This is a genomic window from Pseudonocardia acidicola, from assembly GCF_012911935.1.
Lineage (GTDB): Bacteria > Actinomycetota > Actinomycetes > Mycobacteriales > Pseudonocardiaceae > Pseudonocardia > Pseudonocardia acidicola.
Window position 1 is genome coordinate 52,679 of sequence record NZ_JAAXLA010000022.1, and the last position, 18,894, is coordinate 71,572.

Here is an 18,894-nt window from a genome sequence, read left to right on the forward strand (position 1 = left end):
CGCGAGCTCCTCGTCGCTCCTCGAATCACCAGTACTGCGGAGGCATACGGCGGCCTGGCCCCTCGGGCTCTGCGGAGGGACCGTGGCCGGTTCAGCCGGCGGCGCACCAGACCGAGGTGCTCCGCCGCTGTTCGCGGATCGGGGTGGGTCTGTGTCAACTCTGAATCGCCGCGAGGACCTCCTCGGGGGTGATGGGGATGCTGTTCAGCGGCTTGCCGATCGCGTCGCTGACCGCGTTGGCGATGACCGCGGCCGGCAGCAGGACCGGGCCCTCCCCGACGCCCTTGGCACCGGCCGGGCCGTCCGGGTCGGGGTGCTCGAGCGCGAAGAACTCGACCCGGGGGACGTCGACGGCCAGCGGCAACCGGTAGCTCTCCAGCGTTCGCTCGCGGTAGCGGCCGTCGTCCCCGATCCGCAGGCTCTCGTGCAGGGCGTAGCCGATGCCCTGGGTGACCCCGCCCATCACCTGGCCGTAGGTGCCGTCGGGGCTGATGATGCGGCCGACCTCCTGGGCCACCAGGTAGCGCAGCACCCGCACGGTGCCGGTCACCGGATCAACCTCCACCTCGGCGAGATGCACGTGGTAGGTCGGGGTCGGGAACGAGGGCAGCATCAGTCCCGTCGCGCACCCCGGATTGAAGTCGGGGAACGGCGTGACGAACGAGCCGGTGCCCTGGATCGGGCCGACCGTGTTGGTCGCCGTGACGGCGACCTGGGCGATCGGCAGGGCGTTGCCCGGCGCGCCCTTGACCCGCACGGTTCCGTCGGCCACCTCCAGGTCGTCCACAGCCGCTTCGAGCAGCCCGGCGGCAACGTTCTTGAGCTTCTCGATGACCTCGTCGGCGGCGATCTGGGACGCCTTGCCGACGATCCGCGTGGTCCGGCTGCCCTGTGACCCCGCATCGAACCCGGCGACGTCGGTGTCCGGCATCGTGACGTACACATCGGACGGTGGGATGCCCAGGCGGTCGGCGACGATCTGGGTCACGCCCATCGACACCGCGCCCGATCCGTTGTCGGTGGCGGCGGTGATCACCGCGGCGGTGCCGTCCTCGTGCAGCTTGACGACTGCGGTGCCGGGCATGGGGTTGGTCAGCCACCACGCGGCGCCGATCCCGATGCCGCGGTAGGGACGCCTGCCGGCCTGCAGCTCCGCCCAGGGCGCGGCGGTCTCGATGGCCTCGAATCCCTTCCGCAGGATGCCGGCGTCGTGCAGTACCTGGCCGTTGAGCAGTTCCTCACCGTCGGTGAACAGGTGCCGCAGCCGGTACTCCCGCCGGTCGAGCCCCAGCTCGGACGCGATGTGGTCGGTGTGCCGCTCGACCGCGTGGTACAGGTAGGTGCCGTTGACGCCGCGGAACGCGCCGGTGGGGGCGGTGTTCGTGTACACCAGCCGCGCGATGACCCGGGTGGGACCGGCGCGGTAGACGCCGCGGGCACAGTGCAGCGCGATGCTGGCCAGCCACGGCATCTCACCGCTGTAGGCCCCGTTGTCGGCGATCACCTCGAGCTCGCGGGCGAGGACGTTCCCGTCCTCGTCGACCGCGGAGCGCAGCCGCGTGATCGCGTTCTCGCGGCTGGGGCAGGTGAGCAGGTCCTCGGTGCGGGTGTTCACCAGCTTGACCGCGAGCCCGCCCGCGGCCCGGGACAGCAGCGCCGCGTACGGCTCCAGTCCGGCGTCGAGCTTGGCACCGAACCCGCCGCCGATGGTGTGGCCGACCACCCGCACCGCCGAGGGCCGCACGTCGAGGAACTGCGACACCCGGTCGCGCACGTTGTAGGGGAACTGATGGGCGGTGTGCACGGTGTACCGGCCGTCGCGGAAGATGCCGACGGCGCTCTTGGGCTCGATGTAGGCCTGGTACTGGCGCTGTGCGACGAACTCGTCCTCGATGACCCGGTGAGCCTCGGCGAACGCCTCGTCGACCCCGGGTGGGTCGGAGATCGACTCGGCGGCGATGTTGCCGCGGCGGGGGAAGTCCTCGCCTGCGGTCGGGACGAACGCCTCCCAGCCCGGGTGGACGAGTGGCGCGTCCGGGGCCATGGCCTCGGCCAGGTCGACCACCGCCGGCAGCGGCTCGATCTCCAGTTCGATGGCCGCGACGGCCGCGCGTGCCTGGGCCAGGGTGTCGGCGGCCACCGCGGCGACCGGCTGGCCCTCGTAGTGCACGACGTCGGCGGCGAACAGCCGCTGGTCCCGCAGCACCCAGCCCGCGTAGGTGTCCGGCGCGTCCGCCGCGGTCAGGACGGCGTGCACGCCGGGCATCGCCGAGGCCGCGGCGGTGTCGAGGCGGGTGATCCGCCCCGAGCTCACCGGGGAGCGCAGCAGGGCGCCCCAGATCATGCCGGGCTCGGAGTAGTCGACTCCGTAGACGGCCTCGCCGCTGACCTTGGACCGTCCGTCGGAGCGCGGGACCCGTTCACCGATGACCGTCATCGTCCGTTCCTCCCGGCAACCGTCGCGGCGACCGCGTCGAGGATCTGGCTGTAGCCCGTGCAGCGGCAGATGTTGCCCGCCAGCGCGGTCCGCAGGTCTTCTTCGGACGGCGCGTCGTCCTCGCGCAGGACGGCGACCAGGGTGGTGATGAACCCCGGCGTGCAGAACCCGCACTGCACACCCCCGGCCGCGACGAACGCGGCCTGCAGGTCACGGCCGAGGTCGTCGCGGGTCATCCCCTCGACCGTCTCGATCTGTCGGCCCTCGGCCGCGCCGGCGGCGTAGATGCACGAGTCCACCGGCAGACCGTCGATCAGCACGGTGCATGCGCCGCATTCACCCTCGCTGCAGCCCTCCTTGGTCCCGGTGAGGCGCAGGCGCTCCCTCAGGACGGAGAGCAGCGTCTCCGCGGGGTCGATCTCGGCCCGCGCAGGCTTGCCGTTGACCGTGAAGTTGACTTCCACCACTCTCACCCTTCGCCGTCCGGGGCGGACTGTCCCGCTCGCTGCGCGCAGATCCCGGCCGCCCTCTGCAGCAGCCCGGGAATCACCCGCCGCCGGTAGTCCGCGGTCCCGCGCAGGTCGTCCACGGGCGTGATGTCGAGCAGGACGGCGTAGGCAGCCGCCTCCAGCGCAGCCGGCTCGAGCCGGCTGCCGACGAGCGCCGCCTCGGCATCGGCCGATCGCAGCGAGCGGGGGCCGACCGAGGCCAGCGCGATCCGGGCGTCACGCACGGTGCCGTCGGGCTCGAACGCCAGGCGCATCGCCAGCCCGACGATCGCCACCTCCATCGCGCTGCGCCTGCCGACCTTGAGGTAGACGTCGCCGCCGGCCTCGCCCGGGTCGGCCAGGATGATCTCGGTGAGCAGTTCGTCCGGTGCACGGGTCGTGGTCCGCCGTCCGACGACGAACTCCTGCACCGGCACGGTCCGGCTCCCCGCGTTGCTGCGCAGCGTGACCCGGGCGTCGTGGACGAGCAGGGCAGGCAGCGTGTCCGCGGCAGGCGAGGCGTTGCAGACGTTCCCGCCGATCGTGCCGACCACCTGCGTCTGCAGCCCACCCACGGTGGACGCCGACTCGGCGATCGAGCGGAACCTCGCGCCCAGCACGCCCTTGGCCAGGTCACGATGGGTCACCAGCGAGCCGAGGCGAGTGGCGCCGTTCGCATCGATCCCCCGCAACTCAGCAATCTTCTCGACGTGGAGCAGGACCGAGGGAGTGATCTCCCCGCGGGCGAGCTGGATCATCACGTCGGTACCGCCGGCGAGGACCTGACACTCGTCCCCTCGGCCGCCCAGCACCGTGAGGGCTTCGTCGAGGGAGTCGGTCGTGCGTAGCTCCATGACACCTCCTTCCGAGTCGGTCGAGTAGGGCCAATCTAGGAATGGCCCGGCATTCGAGCCATGTGCCGGTTCGATGGGTTCACAGTCATTCTTGTGCAGGTTGCACGGTTGCGGATGCAGCGACCGCGCGCCGATACCGGCCCGAAACACGACGGATACATGTCGGCCCTAATGGATCTTCAAAGGCCCCGCCGCCTTGACCCGAATGCGGGCGACCGGCTCGGTGAGATACGCCAGCGGCACCTCTTCGACCTCGACCACCTCCACATGAGCGGGGTCCGCACCGGCCCGGATCGCCTCGTCCCGAGCCAGCTGCACGGCCTCGGCGATGGCCTCGTCCCGGCCGTCCTTGCCGTAGGCGAACACCCGGTCGAGCTCCCCGGACACCGACGCGATGGCCGCGCCGATCGCGTTGGCCACGTCGTAGTTCTCCGGCCGGTGCACGCCGGCCACGCCCTCCAGCGTCTCGGGGATCAGCCCGCTGCCACCACCCACGGCGATCAGCGGGAGCTCTCGACCGGAGGTCTTCACCCGGTCGACCGCGTCCTCGATCCGGGCGTCGCTGGCGGTGATCGCCCGGAGCAGCAGCTCCTCGAACCCGGTGGTTCGACCGGCGTCGCCGATCCCGCTCGCGCGCCCGGAGGCGACGATCGCATCGGTGATGGTCGGGACCGCGCCGCCGAACACCAGTGCCTCGGTCGACAGCCGATAACCGACACTGCCCGGACCGAGAGCGACCGTGCCGTCGGACTCGCCGAGGATCGTTCCGCCGCCGATCGCCAGCGACACGAGATCGGGCATCCGGAAGTTCGTCCGGACCCCGCCGATCTCGACGGCGGTCGACGACTCCCGCGGGAACCCCGAGATGAGGATCCCGATGTCGGTCGACGTGCCACCGACGTCGACGACCAGGGCGTCCAGCGCCCCGGTCAGGTAACTGGCTCCGCGCATGCTGTTGGTGGGCCCACTGCCGATGGTCAGGATGGGATAGCGACGGACATAGTCCAGACTCATCAGCGTGCCGTCGTTCTGCGCGATGTAGGCCTCGGCGGTGATCCCGTTGGCGCTCATCGCGTTGCTCAGCCCGGCGGTGACCCGGGCCGCGACCCCGACCAGCGCCGCGTTGAGAACGCAGGCGTTCTCCCGCTCGAGCAGCCCCAGGGAACCGATCTCGTGGCTCAGCGACACCGGGATGTCGCCGAGCACCTCCCGGACCAGTTCCTCGACCCGGTACTCCTGATCCGACAGCACCGGCGAGAAGACCCCGGAGATCGCCACCCCCTCGGCCTGCTCGCGCACGCCGTCGAGGAAGCGGCGCACAGCGTCCTCGTCGAGCGGGACGATCGGCTCGCCGGTCATCTCGACCCCGCCGTCGACGATCGTCTCCCCGCACGAGATGGCGGCCTTCAGATCCGGCGGCCAGCCGGCCAGCGGAGGGATGGAGAGCGTCGCCGGGCCGCCGAGCCGAATCACGGCGACCCGGTTGAGGTTGCGCCGCTCGAGAATGGCGTTGGTGGCGTGCGTCGTCCCCAGCATGACGTGGCTGACGTTCCCGGCTGCCCCGTCCAGCTGTTCGAGGACGCGCCGGAGCGCCGAGAGGATCCCCGTGGTCACGTCGGGGGTGGTGGGGTGCTTCACCTTCGCCAACAGCCGATCTTCCTTGTCCAGGATGACGGCGTCGGTGTTGGTGCCGCCGACGTCGATCCCGACCCGCAGGCCACCCAGCTCACGCATAGCGATCCACCACCGAGACGAAGTCGAAGTCGTAACCGAACGCGCGGGGCCCGACGGCTGCCAGCCCTTCCGCGGTGGTCCACACCGGGGGCGAGGGGAATGCCACGATCTCGATCCGCTGGCCGTACCGGGTGCCCTCGGTCACGATCCCGTGCCCGGTGTGCATGTCGAGCAGCGTGATGATGTCCGGGACCGTCGCCAACGGCTCTCCGTCCTCGAGCACGACCAGGTTCTCGTTCTGGAACTCCAGCCGGAACAACCGGCCTTTGTCGGCGCCGAGACCCTCGACCAGCGCGGAGCCGCGGACGAACCCGCCACTGGTGCGCCGCTCGATGTCGACCACCTTGCCCTGCCCCAGGCGGATCACGGGCGCGACCTGTGCGATCGAGTCGATCGGCTCCTCACCGCCGCGCCGGATCGCCTCGCCCATCCGGACCGCCCTGCTCACCGTGCCCGGGATGATCGGCCGCCGCGCCTGCCCCACGGTCATGGGATACAGCCCGCCGCAGGCCGACCCGCCGAGCGAGGCGACGCAGTTGCGGACGAGCTTCTCCAGCCAGATGTTGTCCCGGGTGTTGAAGACGACGGTCTGCAGACGCTCGTCGGTGATCACCGCGGGCGACCCGGGGATCCCGTACAGGTGCGGGGTGAGCATCTGGAGCTCGGGAAAGGCCCGGCCCATGAAGTCCCCGTCCAGCAGCGGCAGGCCCGCATAGGCGGCCCACGCCACCGGCAGGACCCCGTTGATTCCGCCCATCTCGAACGGCATCACCGCGGCGACGGGCCGGCCGAACTGGCGCTCGTACGCCTCGCGGATGACCCGGCCCTCGGCGCCGTTGGGGATCTTCTCCACCATCACGGTCGGGGCCCCGATCATGCCGCAGGGCATGATCAGGTCGTCGTCGCCGAAGGCGTCCAGGGGCTTGACCTCCACCGGGCCCAGCTCGCGGATCGCCTCCATCGCCATCAGCTCGCCGATCCGCGGGTCGCCGCCACCTCCACCGGCGAACACCGTGCAGCCCAGCGAGAGCGCGGGCAGGTTGCCCTGGTCGATGCGCATGCCTGTCGTCCCCGCGAGGCCCGGCCGTCCGCGATCTCGCGCAGCCGTCACCGGGCCAGCCTCGGCAGCACCTCGGCGGCGATCAGCTTGAGCTGGGTCTCGAGCGAGTCGGCGGGCTGCGGGGACAGGATCACGCAGTCCGCCCCGGCCGCCCAGTACTGCTCGATCCGGGCCGCGGCCTCGTCCGGGGTGCCCGAGATGGCGAGCACATCGATCCAGTCCTCCGGCATCCCTTCCAGCAGCGCGTCGTAGCCGCCTGCGGCGATCAGGGCGGACACCGCGTCGTTGATGCCGATGGAGCCGGTGAGTGGCGTCGGGCCGACCGCGTCGAGGTAGAAGGCCAGCGACTGCTTGACGGCGGCTCTGGCACGGTCGCGGTCGTTGTCGACGGCGGTCAGCACGTATGTCGGCACGCTGAACGAGCCGGTGCGGCCGGCCTGGCTCATGCCCTGCAACCCGAGCGACCGCGCCCAGGTGACGTACTCGGTCGGGGCGAGCACGGACAGCACGTTTCCGTCCGCGATCCGGCCGGCCAGCTCGCAGCCCTTCTCACCGATCACCCCGAGGTACAACGGGACATCGGTCAGCGGCGGGTGGACCAGCGCGACGTCACCGAAGGTGAAGTACTCCCCCTCGGCCGTGTAGGGCTCGCGACCGGTGAGCACGGCGCGGATCCCGGTGACGGCTTCTTCGAGGGCCCGCATCGGCGAGCGGGGCGTCAGGCCCATCTGCCTGACCCAGGACGGAACGCCGTGGCCGATACCCGGTACGAACCGGCCCGGGAACGCCCGGTCCAGCGAGGCGATCTCCATCGCCGCCGCGGCCGGGTGGCGAGCGACGCACGACATGATGCCGAGGCCGACCCGGATCCGCTCGGTGGCCGTGAGCGCCTGCGCGACGCCGGTGAAGCCGCCGTAGAAGAAGTAGTCCTCGGCGAGCCAGATCTCGTCGAAGCCGAGCCCTTCGCACAGCCGGGCCAGCCCCGGGAGACGCTCCGGAGCGGTGGTACTGAGCAGCAGGATGCCGAGCCGACGGTCGTCCGTCACGAACCGCCCCTTTCATGTCCGCTTCGTTTCCGCGGGCCGCCTGTGAGGCCAGCCCGAGCCGGGCCGAGGCCGCCACCGGTCGGGAGCCCCGCCGGTGTGCCGTGACGCTAATCGCGAGGGCGCGGGTGAACCATGGGCAACCTGCACATGTTCAGGGGCTTGATTGTGGGTCCAGCACAGTGTGAGAGTGGGTCATGGTTCGGCCGACCGTCGCGGGCGTACTCGCAGAGCTGGAACGTTCCGAGCCCGGCCTCGCCGAGCTCCTGGCCGGGTCGGCCGATCGGGAGATCCACTCCGTCTGGCTGGCCGAGGACCTCAGAGAGCTCGACGGCTGCCCCCGGCAGGCGCTGGTCCTGCTGAGCCGGACTGCCTCCCAGCACGCGCAGGGCTACAAGCTCGACGTGGCGTTACGGCGGCTGGGTGACGTCGCGGGCCTGGTCCTGCAGGCCGAGGCCCCGAGGCCCTCACTCAGCGCCCTCGCGCTGGCCCGGCGCGAGGACCTTCCGCTGGTCCGGCTCACCCGCTCCGCCGACGTCACACAGCTACTCAGCACCGTCATCCGGATGCTCGATGCGCAGCTTCCGACGCTGCTGGAGCGGGCGATCCGGGTGTGCCGCGACATCGATCGGCTGGAGACGGGTGACATCAGCGATGAGGACCTGGTGCGGGACAGCGGGGCCGCCGAGCTGTTCGGCCTGACGCTGGGCAGCCGTGATCCTCGGCTGAGCGGCGTCCCGGCCGTGATGACCGAACCGGACGGCCCCTGGCTGCAGCGGGAGCCGACCGTCACCTCGGAGGATTCGCTGGCGGAGCTGTCGATGTGGCGGCTCTGCGCCGCGATGACGAAACGCTCCATCGAGACCGATCGCGCCGAGCAGCTGTGCATGCTCTCGGCCGGCGAGCTGCTGAACCAGCTGCTGGATCCCGGAACCGACGACAGCGGCCCGCTGCTGCGCAGGGCGGCGGACATCGGGGTCCGCGTCGAGGGATGGAACCAGGTGATCATCCTGGAGTTCGCGAACCTCCTCGCCCTCGCCGAGGACGATCCGGTCACCGCCTACCGCTACACCCAGACCGTGAGCCGGGTGGCCGCGCAGACCGCATCGCAGCAGGAGGGGCGCTGGACCATGGCGCCGAGAGCCGGCGGGATGCTCCTGTTGCGAACCGGGAATCACCCCGAGGGCCCGGCCGGCCTGCGGCGGCTGCGCTCAGCGGTGCAGACCGTGCTCGATCGCGCCCTCGAGTCGTTCCCCGGTGTGCACATTCTGTGCGGCATCGGCGGATCGCACGAGGGGCTGCAGGGGCTGCGCGCCTCCAGAGCCGAGGCGGACGCGGCCCTGCAGAGCGCCCGCCTCCGCGGCGCGTCCAACGAACCCGTCCTCTTCGACGCGCCGGGCCTGAGCCGGCTCCTGGTCGAGTGGTACTCGTCCAGCTCGGTGCGCCAGAGCGTCGACGACCTCTTCGCACCGTTGGCCGATCTCGGCGAGGCCAGGCAGAAGGAGTACAGCACGACGCTGCGGGTCTACCTGGAGAACAACCGCTCCGTCAGCCGCACCTCCCGGCAGCTGTACCTGCACCGCAACACCGTCACGTATCGGATCAACAGGATTCTCGGCGTGCTCGGCGTCGACCTCGACGACCCCAACCAGTTCCTCGCGGTCTACCTCGCCTGCTACGCCCAGTCGATGTCGCACTGCGCCGGAGGTCTCCGCCGCGGACCGGAGGCGTCCGTCGAGGGCTGAGGTGGCCGCAGGCAGTCCTGGCTCGTCGAGATCACCGACGTGTTGCGGGCCACGGATCACGTCACGGGTGTCCGAGTCCCCGTCCGGCGCGACGACGACCGGGATGCCGCGGCGTCACAGGTCGACGTGGGAGCCCATGACCACTGTGCGGTCGTAGGGAAGGCAGAGGAACTCGGCCTGGCTGGCGGCGTTGTGGGCCATGCTGATGAACAGCGCCTTGCGCCAGGCGCTCATCCCGGGCCGGTCGGTGCGGCGCAGGCTGATCCGGGACACGAAGTACGACGCCTTGTCGGGGTCCAGCTCGCCGGTGAGTTCCCCGAGGTGGCGGGCGGCCGCCTGGCGGAGCACTTCGGGGAAGTCGGCCCGGTCCTGGAAGCCGAACCGCGCGGTGATGTGGACGATCCCGTCGTCGGGATCACTGAGGTCGTCCACGGTCAGCCGCTGGTCCCGCGGAATGTGCGGCACGGTCTCGGTCCGCCCGGAGATGATGACCACCCGCTCGTGGAGCACGTGGTTGAACTGGAGGTTGGCCCGCAGCGCCAGCGGGGTGGTGTCCTTGGTCGGGTGCGGGAGCACCGCGGTGCCCGGCACCCGGAGCACCCCCGCGTCGCGGACCTTGTCGAGAAGCCAGGACAGCGGCCCCTCCAGCTCGTGCCGGCGGGCGGTGACGATCTCCCGGCCGCGCTGCCAGGTCATCATGACCGTGAAGACGGCGGCGGCGATCAGCAGGGTCAGCCACCCGCCGTGCGTCACCTTCGTGAGGTTGGCGGCGAAGTAGGTCAGTTCGACGACGCCGAAGACGACCCCGACCACCAGCACCCGCCAGACCGGCCACCGCCAGTACGCCCGTGCCACCGCCAGCAACAGCGCGGTGGTGATCAGGAAGGTGCCGGTCACCGCGACGCCGTAGGCGGTGGCCAGCCGCGTCGAGGCGCGGAAGGTCAGCGTCACCGCCAGCACGGCGACGAACAGGCCCCGGTTCACGGCAGGCACGTAGATCTGGCCCTCCTGGCGCGAGGAGGTGTGCCGGATGCGCAGGTGCGGCAGGAATCCCAGCCGCAGGGCCTGCCGCGACACCGAGAACGCCCCGGAGATCACCGCCTGGGAGGCGATCACCGTGGCCACGGTCGCCAGCACGATCATCGGGAGCTGCGCCCAGGACGGCAGCAGTAGGTAGAACGGGTTGGCCCGGGTCGCCGGGTCGCGCAGGATCAGCGCGCCCTGGGCCAGGTAGTTCAGGGTCAGCGCCGGAAAGACGATGAGGAACCAGGCCCGGCGGATCGGCGAGCGGCCGAAGTGGCCCATGTCCGCGTACAGCGCCTCGGCCCCGGTGATCGCCAGCACCACCGCGCCCATCGCGATGAACGCGGCGCAGGGCCGGTCGGCGGCGAACGCGACGGCGTAGCTCGGCGACAACCCCTGCAGGATGCTCGGTCGGCCGAACACCTCTCGCAGCCCCGCGACGCCCACCGCGGCGAACCACAGCAGCATCACCGGTCCGAACAGGCTGCCCACCCGGTGTGTCCCCCACCGCTGGACGGCGAACAACATCGCGAGAATCGCGGCGGCGATCGGCACCACCAGGTCGGCCAGCCCGGGTGAGACCACCTCCAGGCCCTCGATCGCGGACAGGACCGAGATCGCCGGGGTGATCACGCTGTCCCCGTAGAACAGCGCCGCGCCGAGCACGCCGAGGGCCATCACCAACGCCGCCCGGCGCCCCGGCGTGCCGGTGAGTACCCGACGCGCCAGCGCCGCCAGCGCCATCACGCCACCCTCGCCGTCGTTGTCCGCCCGCAGAACGAACAGGACGTACTTGATCGACACAACCAGCGTGATCGACCAGAAGATCAGCGAGACCACGCCGTACACGTCCAGCGGGGTCGGTTGTACCGCGCCGTTGTCGATCGAGAAGACCGTCTGCATCGCGTACAGCGGGCTCGTGCCGATGTCGCCGTACACCACCCCGAGCGCAGCCAGCATCAGCGGCGCCCGACCGACCCGCGGGGCCGCGGCGTGCCGTTCCGGCGGACCCGCCACCGGCACGGTCTCTCGCCGGCCGGCCCCGCCGGGCACCAGGTTGGTCACGGGGCTGCCGTACCCACTCGCTCGGGCCGGAATCGTGGCCCTGACGCCGTCCTAACGGCGGCCCGGCACACGACGCAGGGAGACCGCGGCGCGCGCCTGCGACGTGGCCGGCAACGGTGAGGGCGTACGGCCCCGTCCTCGCGGTCCTACAGGTGCACCGTTACGCAGCTCGCGCGCGGATCGACAGCCCCTCCCGCCGTCGATCACGCCGGATCGCCTCGAACAGCTCCACCCGCCTGGCCACCTTCCAGCCCCCTCCCCGGCAACCAGACACGCGCTGATCACCAGGGGTTACTCATCCGAGAAGGGGGCCAGAACCGATGACGACAAGGCTCACCGTCGGCCCCACCCCGGACCGGCCGAGCGGAGGTCGGCCCGCACGGCACCCACGCACAGACACGCAAGGCGTTACCACCTGGGTAGCACTATGGGTAGCATCGAGGTGTGAAGGTGAGTGTGAGCCTGCCCGCGGAGGACATCGAGTTCCTCGACGCCTACGCCCGGGAGCAGGGATATCCGTCCCGCTCGGCCGCCCTGCACAAGGCGGTGGCGGTGCTGCGCGCGGGCCGACTCGCCGACGCCTACGAGGACGCCTGGCGCTCCTGGGCGGCCTCCGGGGAGGCCGACGCCTGGGACGCGGTCGCGGCCGATGGCCTGGAGGACTGAGTGCGGCGCGGGGAGATCCGCATGGTCGATCTGGACCCGGTTCGTGGGTCCGAGGCGAACAAGACCCGGCCCGCGGTGGTGGTCAGCAACGATGCCGCGAACGAGACGGCGGCGCGTCTGGGCCGCGGCGTCGTCACGGTCGTCCCGGTCACCTCGAACACCGAGCGGGTCTACCCCTTTCAGGTCCTTCTCCCGGCCGCGGTGACGGGGCTACCGCGCGACTCGAAGGCGCAGGCCGAGCAGGTCCGCTCCATCGCGGTCGAGCGCGTCGGGCGCCGGTGCGGGGTGTTGCCGACAGCCCAGGTGCGCGCACTTGATGAGGCCCTGCGGGTCCACCTCGCCCTGTAGCTGACGCAACGGCGATTCCGGCGACCCGCGCCGAACCCGGCGCGGCCCCGCATCGCCCAGCGGGTTGTCGCTGCGGCGGGCGGGCCACAGGCGGCACGCAAGGCTCGAGCGTTCGCGCCATGGACCAGAGCCCGGCGCCCCCGAGCGAACCGACCCTGACGATGAGGCATTCATCCGCGGGCGGCGTGGCTGATCCGGCGGCCCACGGCAACGGCTCCGAGCCGGCCGCCGGGCAGAGCGCCGGCCGCGGCGAGCCTGCCGCGGCCGGCGCTACCCGGGCCGCTACTCGATGACGTCCCCGTGCAGCGCCTCGTCGAGTTCCACGTAGGTGGCCCACTCCTCGAGCAACGCCACGAACTCCGGGGTCTTGCCGGCGGCCCGGTACTCCTCGATGTCGGTCACCTCGATCACTTCGAGGTAGTTCACCGACGGGGTGCCCTCCCCGTCCAGCGTGCCCTCGATGCGGGTCACGTCGTAGCTGAGGATGGCCGCGCAACTGCGGGCGACCGGGTAGTCGGTGCGCCGGATCCAGGCCTCGTAGTCGGCCGGGTCGACGCCGGGGCGCAGCTTGTTCAGGAAGAAGACACGATGGGTCATGATGTTCCTCGCTCCGTCTCGGGTGGGTACGCCGTCAGATTCTGCTCAGCACGTGCAGCGCGGTCAGGGTGGCGTCTGCGACACGCCACCGGCCCCGGACCGTAGGGTGCCTGAATGCTCGAGCACGCGCGGGAACGGACCGGTGCACCTCGCGAGATGTCCACCGCGCGGCCGCGGTGAGGGCCGCTGCCGGCCCGGGCCGGGGTGATGCCCACGCGCTCGGGGAGATCATCACTCGCCTGGGCCCCAGCCTGGTCACCGTCGCGGTCGCGCCGGAGGCCTCGCTCGACCGGCCGCTCACCGGCGTCAGCGTCAACGACCCGCTGCTCGAGCTTCCGGAGGGCAGCGGTGAGGCGCTGCTCGCCGTCGGTGTGAACGGCGGCTCCCCCGGTGCGGTCACCTTCGTCCGCAGGGCGGCCGCGCAGGGTTATGCGGCCGTCGTCCTGCGCGTGGACGACGAACTGCCCGAGCCGGTGGCGGAGGCTGCTCGCCGGCACCGCCTCGCCGTCCTGACGGCCAGGACCGACGTGCCGTGGGCTCACCTGGCGACGATGCTGCGGGTCGGGATCACCAGCCCCCGGCACGACGAGTTGGCCGGCGTGCCGCTCGGGGACCTGTTCGGGTTCGCGAACTCGCTGGCGACGCAGCTCCGGGGGGCGGTCACGATCGAGGACCCGCAGTCCAACGTGCTCGCCTACTCCAGCGTCAAGGACGAGGTGGACGAACCACGCAAGGAGACGATCCTCGGCCGTCAGGTGCCGCCGAAGTACACCCGGATCCTCCAGGAACGCGGCGTCCTCCGGCAGCTGCTGGCCAGCGACGACGTGGTCCGGATGGATGCGGTTCCCGAGGTCGCGCTCAGCCCCCGGGTCGCCATCAGCGTGCGAGCCGCCGGTGAACTGCTCGGCTCGATCTGGGTGGCCGAGACGGGCCGGCCCCTCGCCGGCGACCACACGACCGTCCTCCGCGAGGCGGCCCAGACCGCGGCGCTGCACATCATGCGCCATCGCATGGAGCTGCGGGCCGAGAGCAACCTGCGCACGTCGATGGTGCGCGATCTCCTCGACGGGACCGCGGCCGACGTCGCGGCCGTGCGGCTCGGGCTCGATCCGCAGGCGCCCTACGCCGTGACGGCCTTCGAGGCCGCGGCGGGCGGCCCGCCGGTCAACCGGCTGCTGCCGGTCGTCGACCTGTACGTCGCGACGTTCCGGCCCGCCGCGCTGTGCGTCGACGTCGGCCCGCGGGTCTACGTCGTGCTCTCCGGCGACGCGATGGCTCCCGCCCAGATCCGCCGGTTCGCGGCCGACGGCGCCCGGCGTGCCACGGCGGCAACACAGGCGCAGGTGTACGCCGCAGTCGGCCGGTCCGTCGCCTCCGTGGACCGCGTCGCCGCGTCCCGACACGACGCCGACCGCGTCATGCGCGCGCTGCTGCGCGTCGGCTCGGGGCGTGCTGTGGCCGATCTGGACGAGGTCGGCGCGGCCGCCAACCTGCTCGAGGTGCTGGACCTGATCCGCGAGCGGCCCCACCTGCAGGAGGGGCCGCTGCGCCTGCTGAGCGACCACGCCGGCGACCGCCACCCCGCACTGGTCGCGACGCTGCGCGCGTACCTCGATCACTTCGGTGACATCACCGCGGCGGCGGCGAGCACCCAGGTGCACCCCAACACCTTCCGCTACCGATTGCGCCGGGCGTGCGAGACGGCCGGGGTGGACCTGAGCGACCCGATGGAGCGCCTGATGCTCTGGCTCCAGTTGCGGCTGCTCGGGTAGCGGCGCGCTACGGCTGGAGGGTCTCGACGCTCGCCGTCAGCGCGCTCAGCACGTCCGGCCGGGGCTCGACGCCCATTCCGGGGCCGGTCGGCACCGGCAGCATGCCGTCGCGCAGCACGAAGGGCTCCGTGATGTCCTCCGCGTAATAGCGATCCGATGCCGAGGTGTCCCCCGGGAGCCGGAAGTTGGGCAGGGCGGCGAGGGCGAGGTTGGCGGCCCGGCCGATCCCGGTCTCGAGCATGCCGCCGCACCACACCGGAACGCCCAGCGCCTCGCACACGTCGTGCACCCGCACCGACTCCAGGTAGCCGCCCATGCGGCCGGCCTTGATGTTGACGATGCTGCACGCGCCCTGCCGTACCGCGTCCGCGACCGCCCGCGCCGAGGTGATCGACTCGTCCAGGCACACCGGCGTCCCGATCCGCCGCGCGAGCACGGCGTGCTGGTGCAGATCGTCCTCGGCGAACGGTTGCTCGATCAGCAGCAGCCCGAACTCGTCGAGGGCCTCCAGGCGCACGCTGGTGGCGGCGTCGTACGCGGTGTTCGCGTCGACCTGCAGGCGCAACCGGGGCCCGAAGGATTCGCGTACGGCCCTGACCGGCTCGACGTCCCAGCCCGGCTCGATCTTCAATTTGATGCGGCGGTAGCCCTGGTCGACGTACCCGCCCACCTCGGCCAGCAGTTGATCGACGGATGCGGCGATCCCGACCGACACCCCGCATTCGACCTCGGTGCGCACCGCGCCGAGATAGGTGGCCAGCGACATGTCGTGGGCACGCAGCTCGGCGTCGAGCACCGCCGTCTCGAGGGCCGCCTTCGCCATCCGATGGCCGAGTACATCGGCGAGCCGCGGGGCCACGGCCCGCGCGGTGACAGCAGGCTCTGCGAGCAGCCTCGGGACGAGGTGGTCGCGCAGCACGGCGTGCGCTCCCTCGACGTACTCGCTGCTGTACACCGGGGCGGCCAGGGCGACGCACTCGCCCCAGCCCTCGCTCGTGTCGGTCACCACCCGGACGAGCAGCACGTCGCGACTCGTCTGCACCCCGAACGAGGTGCGGAACGGGCGGACGAGGGGCATCGCGATCCGGCGCAGTTCGACAGCGTGCAGCTTCATGGGCAGTGCTCCAGCAGGTCGGTGATGAGGGCGGCCACGAGCGCCGCCCGCTCGGGCATCGTCGCGGTGAGGACGTATTCGCCCTCAGCATGTGCGTGATCGCCGACCGCCCCGAGGCCGTCCAGGGTCGGCACGCCGAGGGCGGCGGTGAAATTCCCGTCCGAGCCGCCGCCGACGCTCGCCGCGGCCGGCTCCGGGAGCCCCAGGTCGCGCGCGCACCGTGCGGCGAGCGCCATGAGGGCCGCGGAGGCACCCGCCTCCAGGGGCGGGCGGTTGACGCCGCCGGCCAGCCGCAGGGCGGCCCCGTCGACCACCGGTCCGATCCGGCCGAGGGCGGCGTGCACCCTGTCCTGCTCTGCCACGGTCCAGGCCCGCACGTCGATCGACATCTCCGCCGTGGCGGGAACGGTGTTGATCGTGGTACCGGCCGTCGCCGTCGTCGGGGTCACCGTCGTGCCCAGGCGCGCGTCGGCGAGCTGGACCAGACCCGGTACCTGGTGGGCGAGTTCCACCAGCGCGTTCACCCCGCGCTCGGGCTCCAGACCGGCGTGGGCGGCCCGGCCCTCGACGTGCAGGCGGTAGAGCGAGATGCCCTTGCGTTCGGTCTTGAGCGCTCCGTCGGCACTGGGTTCCAGGACGAGTACCGCCCGGGATCGGCGGGCCTCGGCCTCCAGCAGCGCACGTCCGCCCGGCGAGCCGATCTCCTCGTCGGTCGTGATCAGCAGCGTCACGTCCGGCCGGCCCCCCAACTCGCTCACGGCATGCAGACCCTGCACCAGGCCCGCTTTCATGTCGAAGATCCCGGGGCCGGTGGCGCGCCCGTCGGCGACGGCGAACGGCCAGCGCCGCGTGGTGCCTGCCGGCCACACCGTGTCGAGGTGGCAGACGACGAGGACCGGCCGCTGCGCGGTGCCCCGCAACCGCAGATGCGGTCGCCCCTGCACGTCGATCACCTCCGGCCGCTCGCCCAGCAGTTCACTGACCACAGTGGACAGATGGCGGACACCGGCGCGGATCCGATCGAGGTCCTCGCTGGGCGTCTCCGTCATCACGAGCTCCTGCAACAGCGCCAGCATCGCGTCCTGCCGGTGGCGCAGCCGAGCCAGCAGAGCCGCGTCAGCCATGGGTCGCCCCCACCGTGGAGTCGCGCCGGCCGGCGCCGCTGCCGGCCGGGACGAAGACGTAGCCGCCGCCGCTCCATTCCGGTCGCAGCCCGTCCGCGAACAAGCTGGTGAACCGCGCCCGGGCGGCCAGGCGGACCGCTCGCCCCGCCGCCGCATCGGATCGGCGGAGGGCATCGAAGTCCTCGGGGATGTGAACGGCCTCTCCGATCCCGGTGAAACCGGTGCCGCGGCGTTCCAGCGCGGCGCGCACCCGCTCGGAATCCAGCTCCCAGGACACCTCGAAACGATCGCTGTGATCTCCCGTGTTCACGGTGTCGTCCATCGCGCCGTAGAAGTCGGGGAGGAACTCGCGCACCCGGGCACCGAGCTTGACCAGGTTGAAATGGGCGTTGCGGGCGATGAGCGGATCGTAGGTCCAGCGCATCTCGGTCACCCCGTTGTCCAGGCACAGCGCCCGCTGCCACGACTTCAGCGCGACGCCGACGCCCCGGGACTGCTCGCCGCGCACGACCGCGGTCATGTGCGAATGCAGGTGCAGCCCGCCGGCCCAGCCGAGAAAGCCGAAGGCGACCCCGACCGGGCGCGTGCCGCGTACCGCCGCGACCACGGCGTTGCCGGCGTGGGACAGGGCCCGAAGCAGGTTCTGCTGGGGCACCTGCCGGGGCCCCCAGGCATCGCGCACCACGGCCTGCGCAGCGGCGACGGCGTCCGCGCCGATCACCCGTATGTCGACTCGGCAGTGCTCGGCCGCGCGCCGAGCGTGCGCCCATGCGGTGCGCACGACCTCCGGCTGGACCGCGGTGTCAGTCATTGCTGTGTCGTACTCCTTCGTAGGCGGATCTGTCGTGCGCCGGCCGGTGCTTCACCAGTGCTCGACGAGGGCCTTCCCGACCGGACCTGCGAGCACCGGCCCTTCCGACTCCGGCAGGAACCGCTCGTCCGCCGACCCGTGATGGAACACGGCGTAGGTGAAGCCGGCCCTGTCGCGCAAGCGCACGATGCCGGTATCGGCGCGGGTGCCGGTGAGGAAGCCGGTCCTGTGCGCCACCGTGATCTCCGGGGCGCGTCCCAGGTCGAGGGCGTAGGGCTGCACGCGCAGATGCCTCGGCACCTGGTCGAGGTGCTGCTGCCCGGCGAGCACGGCCTCGACTCCCCCAGCCGCCAGGTCGTGCGCCGCCACACCGAGGGTCCCGGTGTGACGGGCGGCGAGTCCGGCGAGCACGACCGGGAGGGCGGCATCGGGGTCGCCGGTCATGACGGAAGCCTTTCGCTGTGGTCGGCCACCTGGACGCCGCCGTGTCGGACGCCGTCGCCGGTGTCGTGGCTGACCCAACGTATGCGTCGCCGTGACCACGCCCTATGTCGTCGGCAACGAGGTTCACCTCTGGTTCTTGTCCAGCTGAACGAAGGAAGCCGGCCAGATCGTGGTCACGATGGCCAGACTCCGGCGGCACGCCCGAGAAGGGAACCGGCACATCGAGGAGCAGATGACCCTGGCCCCCGCGCGCAGGGAGATGACCGAGGCCTACGAGCGCACCCTGACACCCGGCGGCGGTCTCATCCCGACCTCCGGCCCGGTCCCGGGCCTGCAGGAGATCGAGGCGCCCGGCCCCGCCGGCACCGTGCCGATGCGGGTGATCCCGCCCGAAGGGCAGCCCCGGGGGGTCTATCTGCACTTCCATGGAGGCGGGTTCGCGATGGGGGCGGCTCACCATCACGACGTGGCCGGCTCGCACGGCTTCAACTACGTCCCCACCGAGCTCGGCCGGAAGGCGTGCCGCCGCGTCAACGACGTCATCAGCGAGCGTTGCGCGGCGGCGTGAC

17 protein-coding genes are annotated in these 18,894 nt (G+C 71.7%); 5 read left to right on the forward strand and 12 right to left on the reverse strand.

The window, feature by feature from the left end; translation table 11 throughout:
• Positions 1-154 precede the first annotated feature (154 nt).
• The 6 genes from HF526_RS14010 to HF526_RS14035 all read right to left on the reverse strand — a co-directional run bounded on the left by HF526_RS14010 (position 155) and on the right by HF526_RS14035 (position 7,619).
• Entirely contained in the window at positions 155-2,437 is a 2,283-nt protein-coding gene (locus HF526_RS14010) for a xanthine dehydrogenase family protein molybdopterin-binding subunit (RefSeq protein WP_169381860.1), read from the reverse strand.
• The gene (locus tag HF526_RS14015; protein WP_169381861.1) at positions 2,434-2,901 is read right to left on the reverse strand and encodes a 2Fe-2S iron-sulfur cluster-binding protein; all 468 of its coding nucleotides are present in this window, start codon (positions 2,899-2,901) and stop codon (positions 2,434-2,436) included. Before HF526_RS14015 ends, HF526_RS14010 begins: the two co-directional genes overlap by 4 nt.
• Before the next feature lie 5 nt (positions 2,902-2,906).
• Positions 2,907-3,779, reverse strand: coding sequence for an FAD binding domain-containing protein (locus HF526_RS14020; protein ID WP_169381862.1), 873 nt, complete (start codon positions 3,777-3,779; stop codon positions 2,907-2,909).
• A 168-nt stretch (positions 3,780-3,947) separates the two neighbouring features.
• Positions 3,948-5,513: a hydantoinase/oxoprolinase N-terminal domain-containing protein gene (locus HF526_RS14025; protein WP_169381863.1), complete on the reverse strand. Its 1,566-nt coding sequence runs from the start codon at positions 5,511-5,513 to the stop codon at positions 3,948-3,950.
• The gene (locus HF526_RS14030; RefSeq protein WP_169381864.1) at positions 5,506-6,573 is read right to left on the reverse strand and encodes a DUF917 domain-containing protein; all 1,068 of its coding nucleotides are present in this window, start codon (positions 6,571-6,573) and stop codon (positions 5,506-5,508) included. Before HF526_RS14030 ends, HF526_RS14025 begins: the two co-directional genes overlap by 8 nt.
• A 47-nt stretch (positions 6,574-6,620) precedes the next feature.
• Positions 6,621-7,619 (reverse strand): LLM class flavin-dependent oxidoreductase, encoded by a 999-nt coding sequence (locus tag HF526_RS14035; RefSeq protein WP_169381865.1) that lies wholly within the window; start codon positions 7,617-7,619, stop codon positions 6,621-6,623.
• 194 nt (positions 7,620-7,813) lie between these two features.
• Here HF526_RS14035 and HF526_RS14040 point away from each other — a divergent pair, with 194 nt between their 5' ends.
• The gene (locus HF526_RS14040; RefSeq protein ID WP_169381866.1) at positions 7,814-9,361 is read left to right on the forward strand and encodes a PucR family transcriptional regulator; all 1,548 of its coding nucleotides are present in this window, start codon (positions 7,814-7,816) and stop codon (positions 9,359-9,361) included.
• Between the two features lie 114 nt (positions 9,362-9,475).
• On the opposite strand, the gene HF526_RS14045 is transcribed toward HF526_RS14040, so the two are convergent.
• On the reverse strand, positions 9,476-11,449 hold the full coding sequence (locus tag HF526_RS14045; RefSeq protein WP_338051469.1) for a potassium transporter Kup: 1,974 nt from the start codon (positions 11,447-11,449) through the stop codon (positions 9,476-9,478).
• A 444-nt stretch (positions 11,450-11,893) separates the two neighbouring features.
• On the opposite strand from HF526_RS14045, the gene HF526_RS14050 reads away from it, so the two are divergent.
• Together HF526_RS14050 and HF526_RS14055 are read left to right on the forward strand one after the other, a co-directional pair.
• Positions 11,894-12,115 carry a ribbon-helix-helix domain-containing protein gene (locus tag HF526_RS14050; RefSeq protein WP_169381867.1) on the forward strand — a complete coding sequence of 74 codons (222 nt, stop codon included), beginning with the start codon at positions 11,894-11,896 and terminating at the stop codon, positions 12,113-12,115.
• Positions 12,116-12,463, forward strand: coding sequence for a type II toxin-antitoxin system PemK/MazF family toxin (locus HF526_RS14055; protein ID WP_169381868.1), 348 nt, complete (start codon positions 12,116-12,118; stop codon positions 12,461-12,463).
• Positions 12,464-12,745: 282 nt separating this feature from the next.
• On the opposite strand, the gene HF526_RS14060 is transcribed toward HF526_RS14055, so the two are convergent.
• Positions 12,746-13,060, reverse strand: a complete 315-nt coding sequence (locus tag HF526_RS14060; protein ID WP_169381869.1) for a hypothetical protein — start codon at positions 13,058-13,060, stop codon at positions 12,746-12,748.
• Between the two features lie 176 nt (positions 13,061-13,236).
• Between HF526_RS14060 and HF526_RS36920 the strand changes: the two genes are divergently transcribed.
• The gene (locus tag HF526_RS36920) at positions 13,237-14,832 is read left to right on the forward strand and encodes a helix-turn-helix domain-containing protein (protein ID WP_169381870.1); all 1,596 of its coding nucleotides are present in this window, start codon (positions 13,237-13,239) and stop codon (positions 14,830-14,832) included.
• Positions 14,833-14,839: 7 nt separating this feature from the next.
• Here the strand turns inward: HF526_RS36920 and menC are convergent, their stop codons facing one another.
• From menC to HF526_RS14085, 4 genes are read right to left on the reverse strand one after another with little or no spacing between them, the layout of a single operon-like run.
• The gene (menC, locus tag HF526_RS14070; RefSeq protein WP_169381871.1) at positions 14,840-15,946 is read right to left on the reverse strand and encodes an o-succinylbenzoate synthase; all 1,107 of its coding nucleotides are present in this window, start codon (positions 15,944-15,946) and stop codon (positions 14,840-14,842) included.
• Positions 15,943-17,070 (reverse strand): M20/M25/M40 family metallo-hydrolase, encoded by a 1,128-nt coding sequence (locus HF526_RS14075; RefSeq protein WP_169381872.1) that lies wholly within the window; start codon positions 17,068-17,070, stop codon positions 15,943-15,945. Before HF526_RS14075 ends, menC begins: the two co-directional genes overlap by 4 nt.
• The gene (locus HF526_RS14080) at positions 17,063-17,881 is read right to left on the reverse strand and encodes a GNAT family N-acetyltransferase (protein WP_169381873.1); all 819 of its coding nucleotides are present in this window, start codon (positions 17,879-17,881) and stop codon (positions 17,063-17,065) included. The genes HF526_RS14075 and HF526_RS14080 overlap by 8 nt, the downstream gene beginning before the upstream one ends.
• 51 nt (positions 17,882-17,932) lie before the next feature.
• Positions 17,933-18,325 (reverse strand): serine hydrolase, encoded by a 393-nt coding sequence (locus tag HF526_RS14085; RefSeq protein ID WP_169381874.1) that lies wholly within the window; start codon positions 18,323-18,325, stop codon positions 17,933-17,935.
• A 178-nt stretch (positions 18,326-18,503) separates the two neighbouring features.
• Between HF526_RS14085 and HF526_RS14090 the strand changes: the two genes are divergently transcribed.
• Positions 18,504-18,893 carry an alpha/beta hydrolase family protein gene (locus HF526_RS14090; RefSeq protein WP_169381814.1) on the forward strand — a complete coding sequence of 130 codons (390 nt, stop codon included), beginning with the start codon at positions 18,504-18,506 and terminating at the stop codon, positions 18,891-18,893.
• Position 18,894 lies beyond the last annotated feature (1 nt).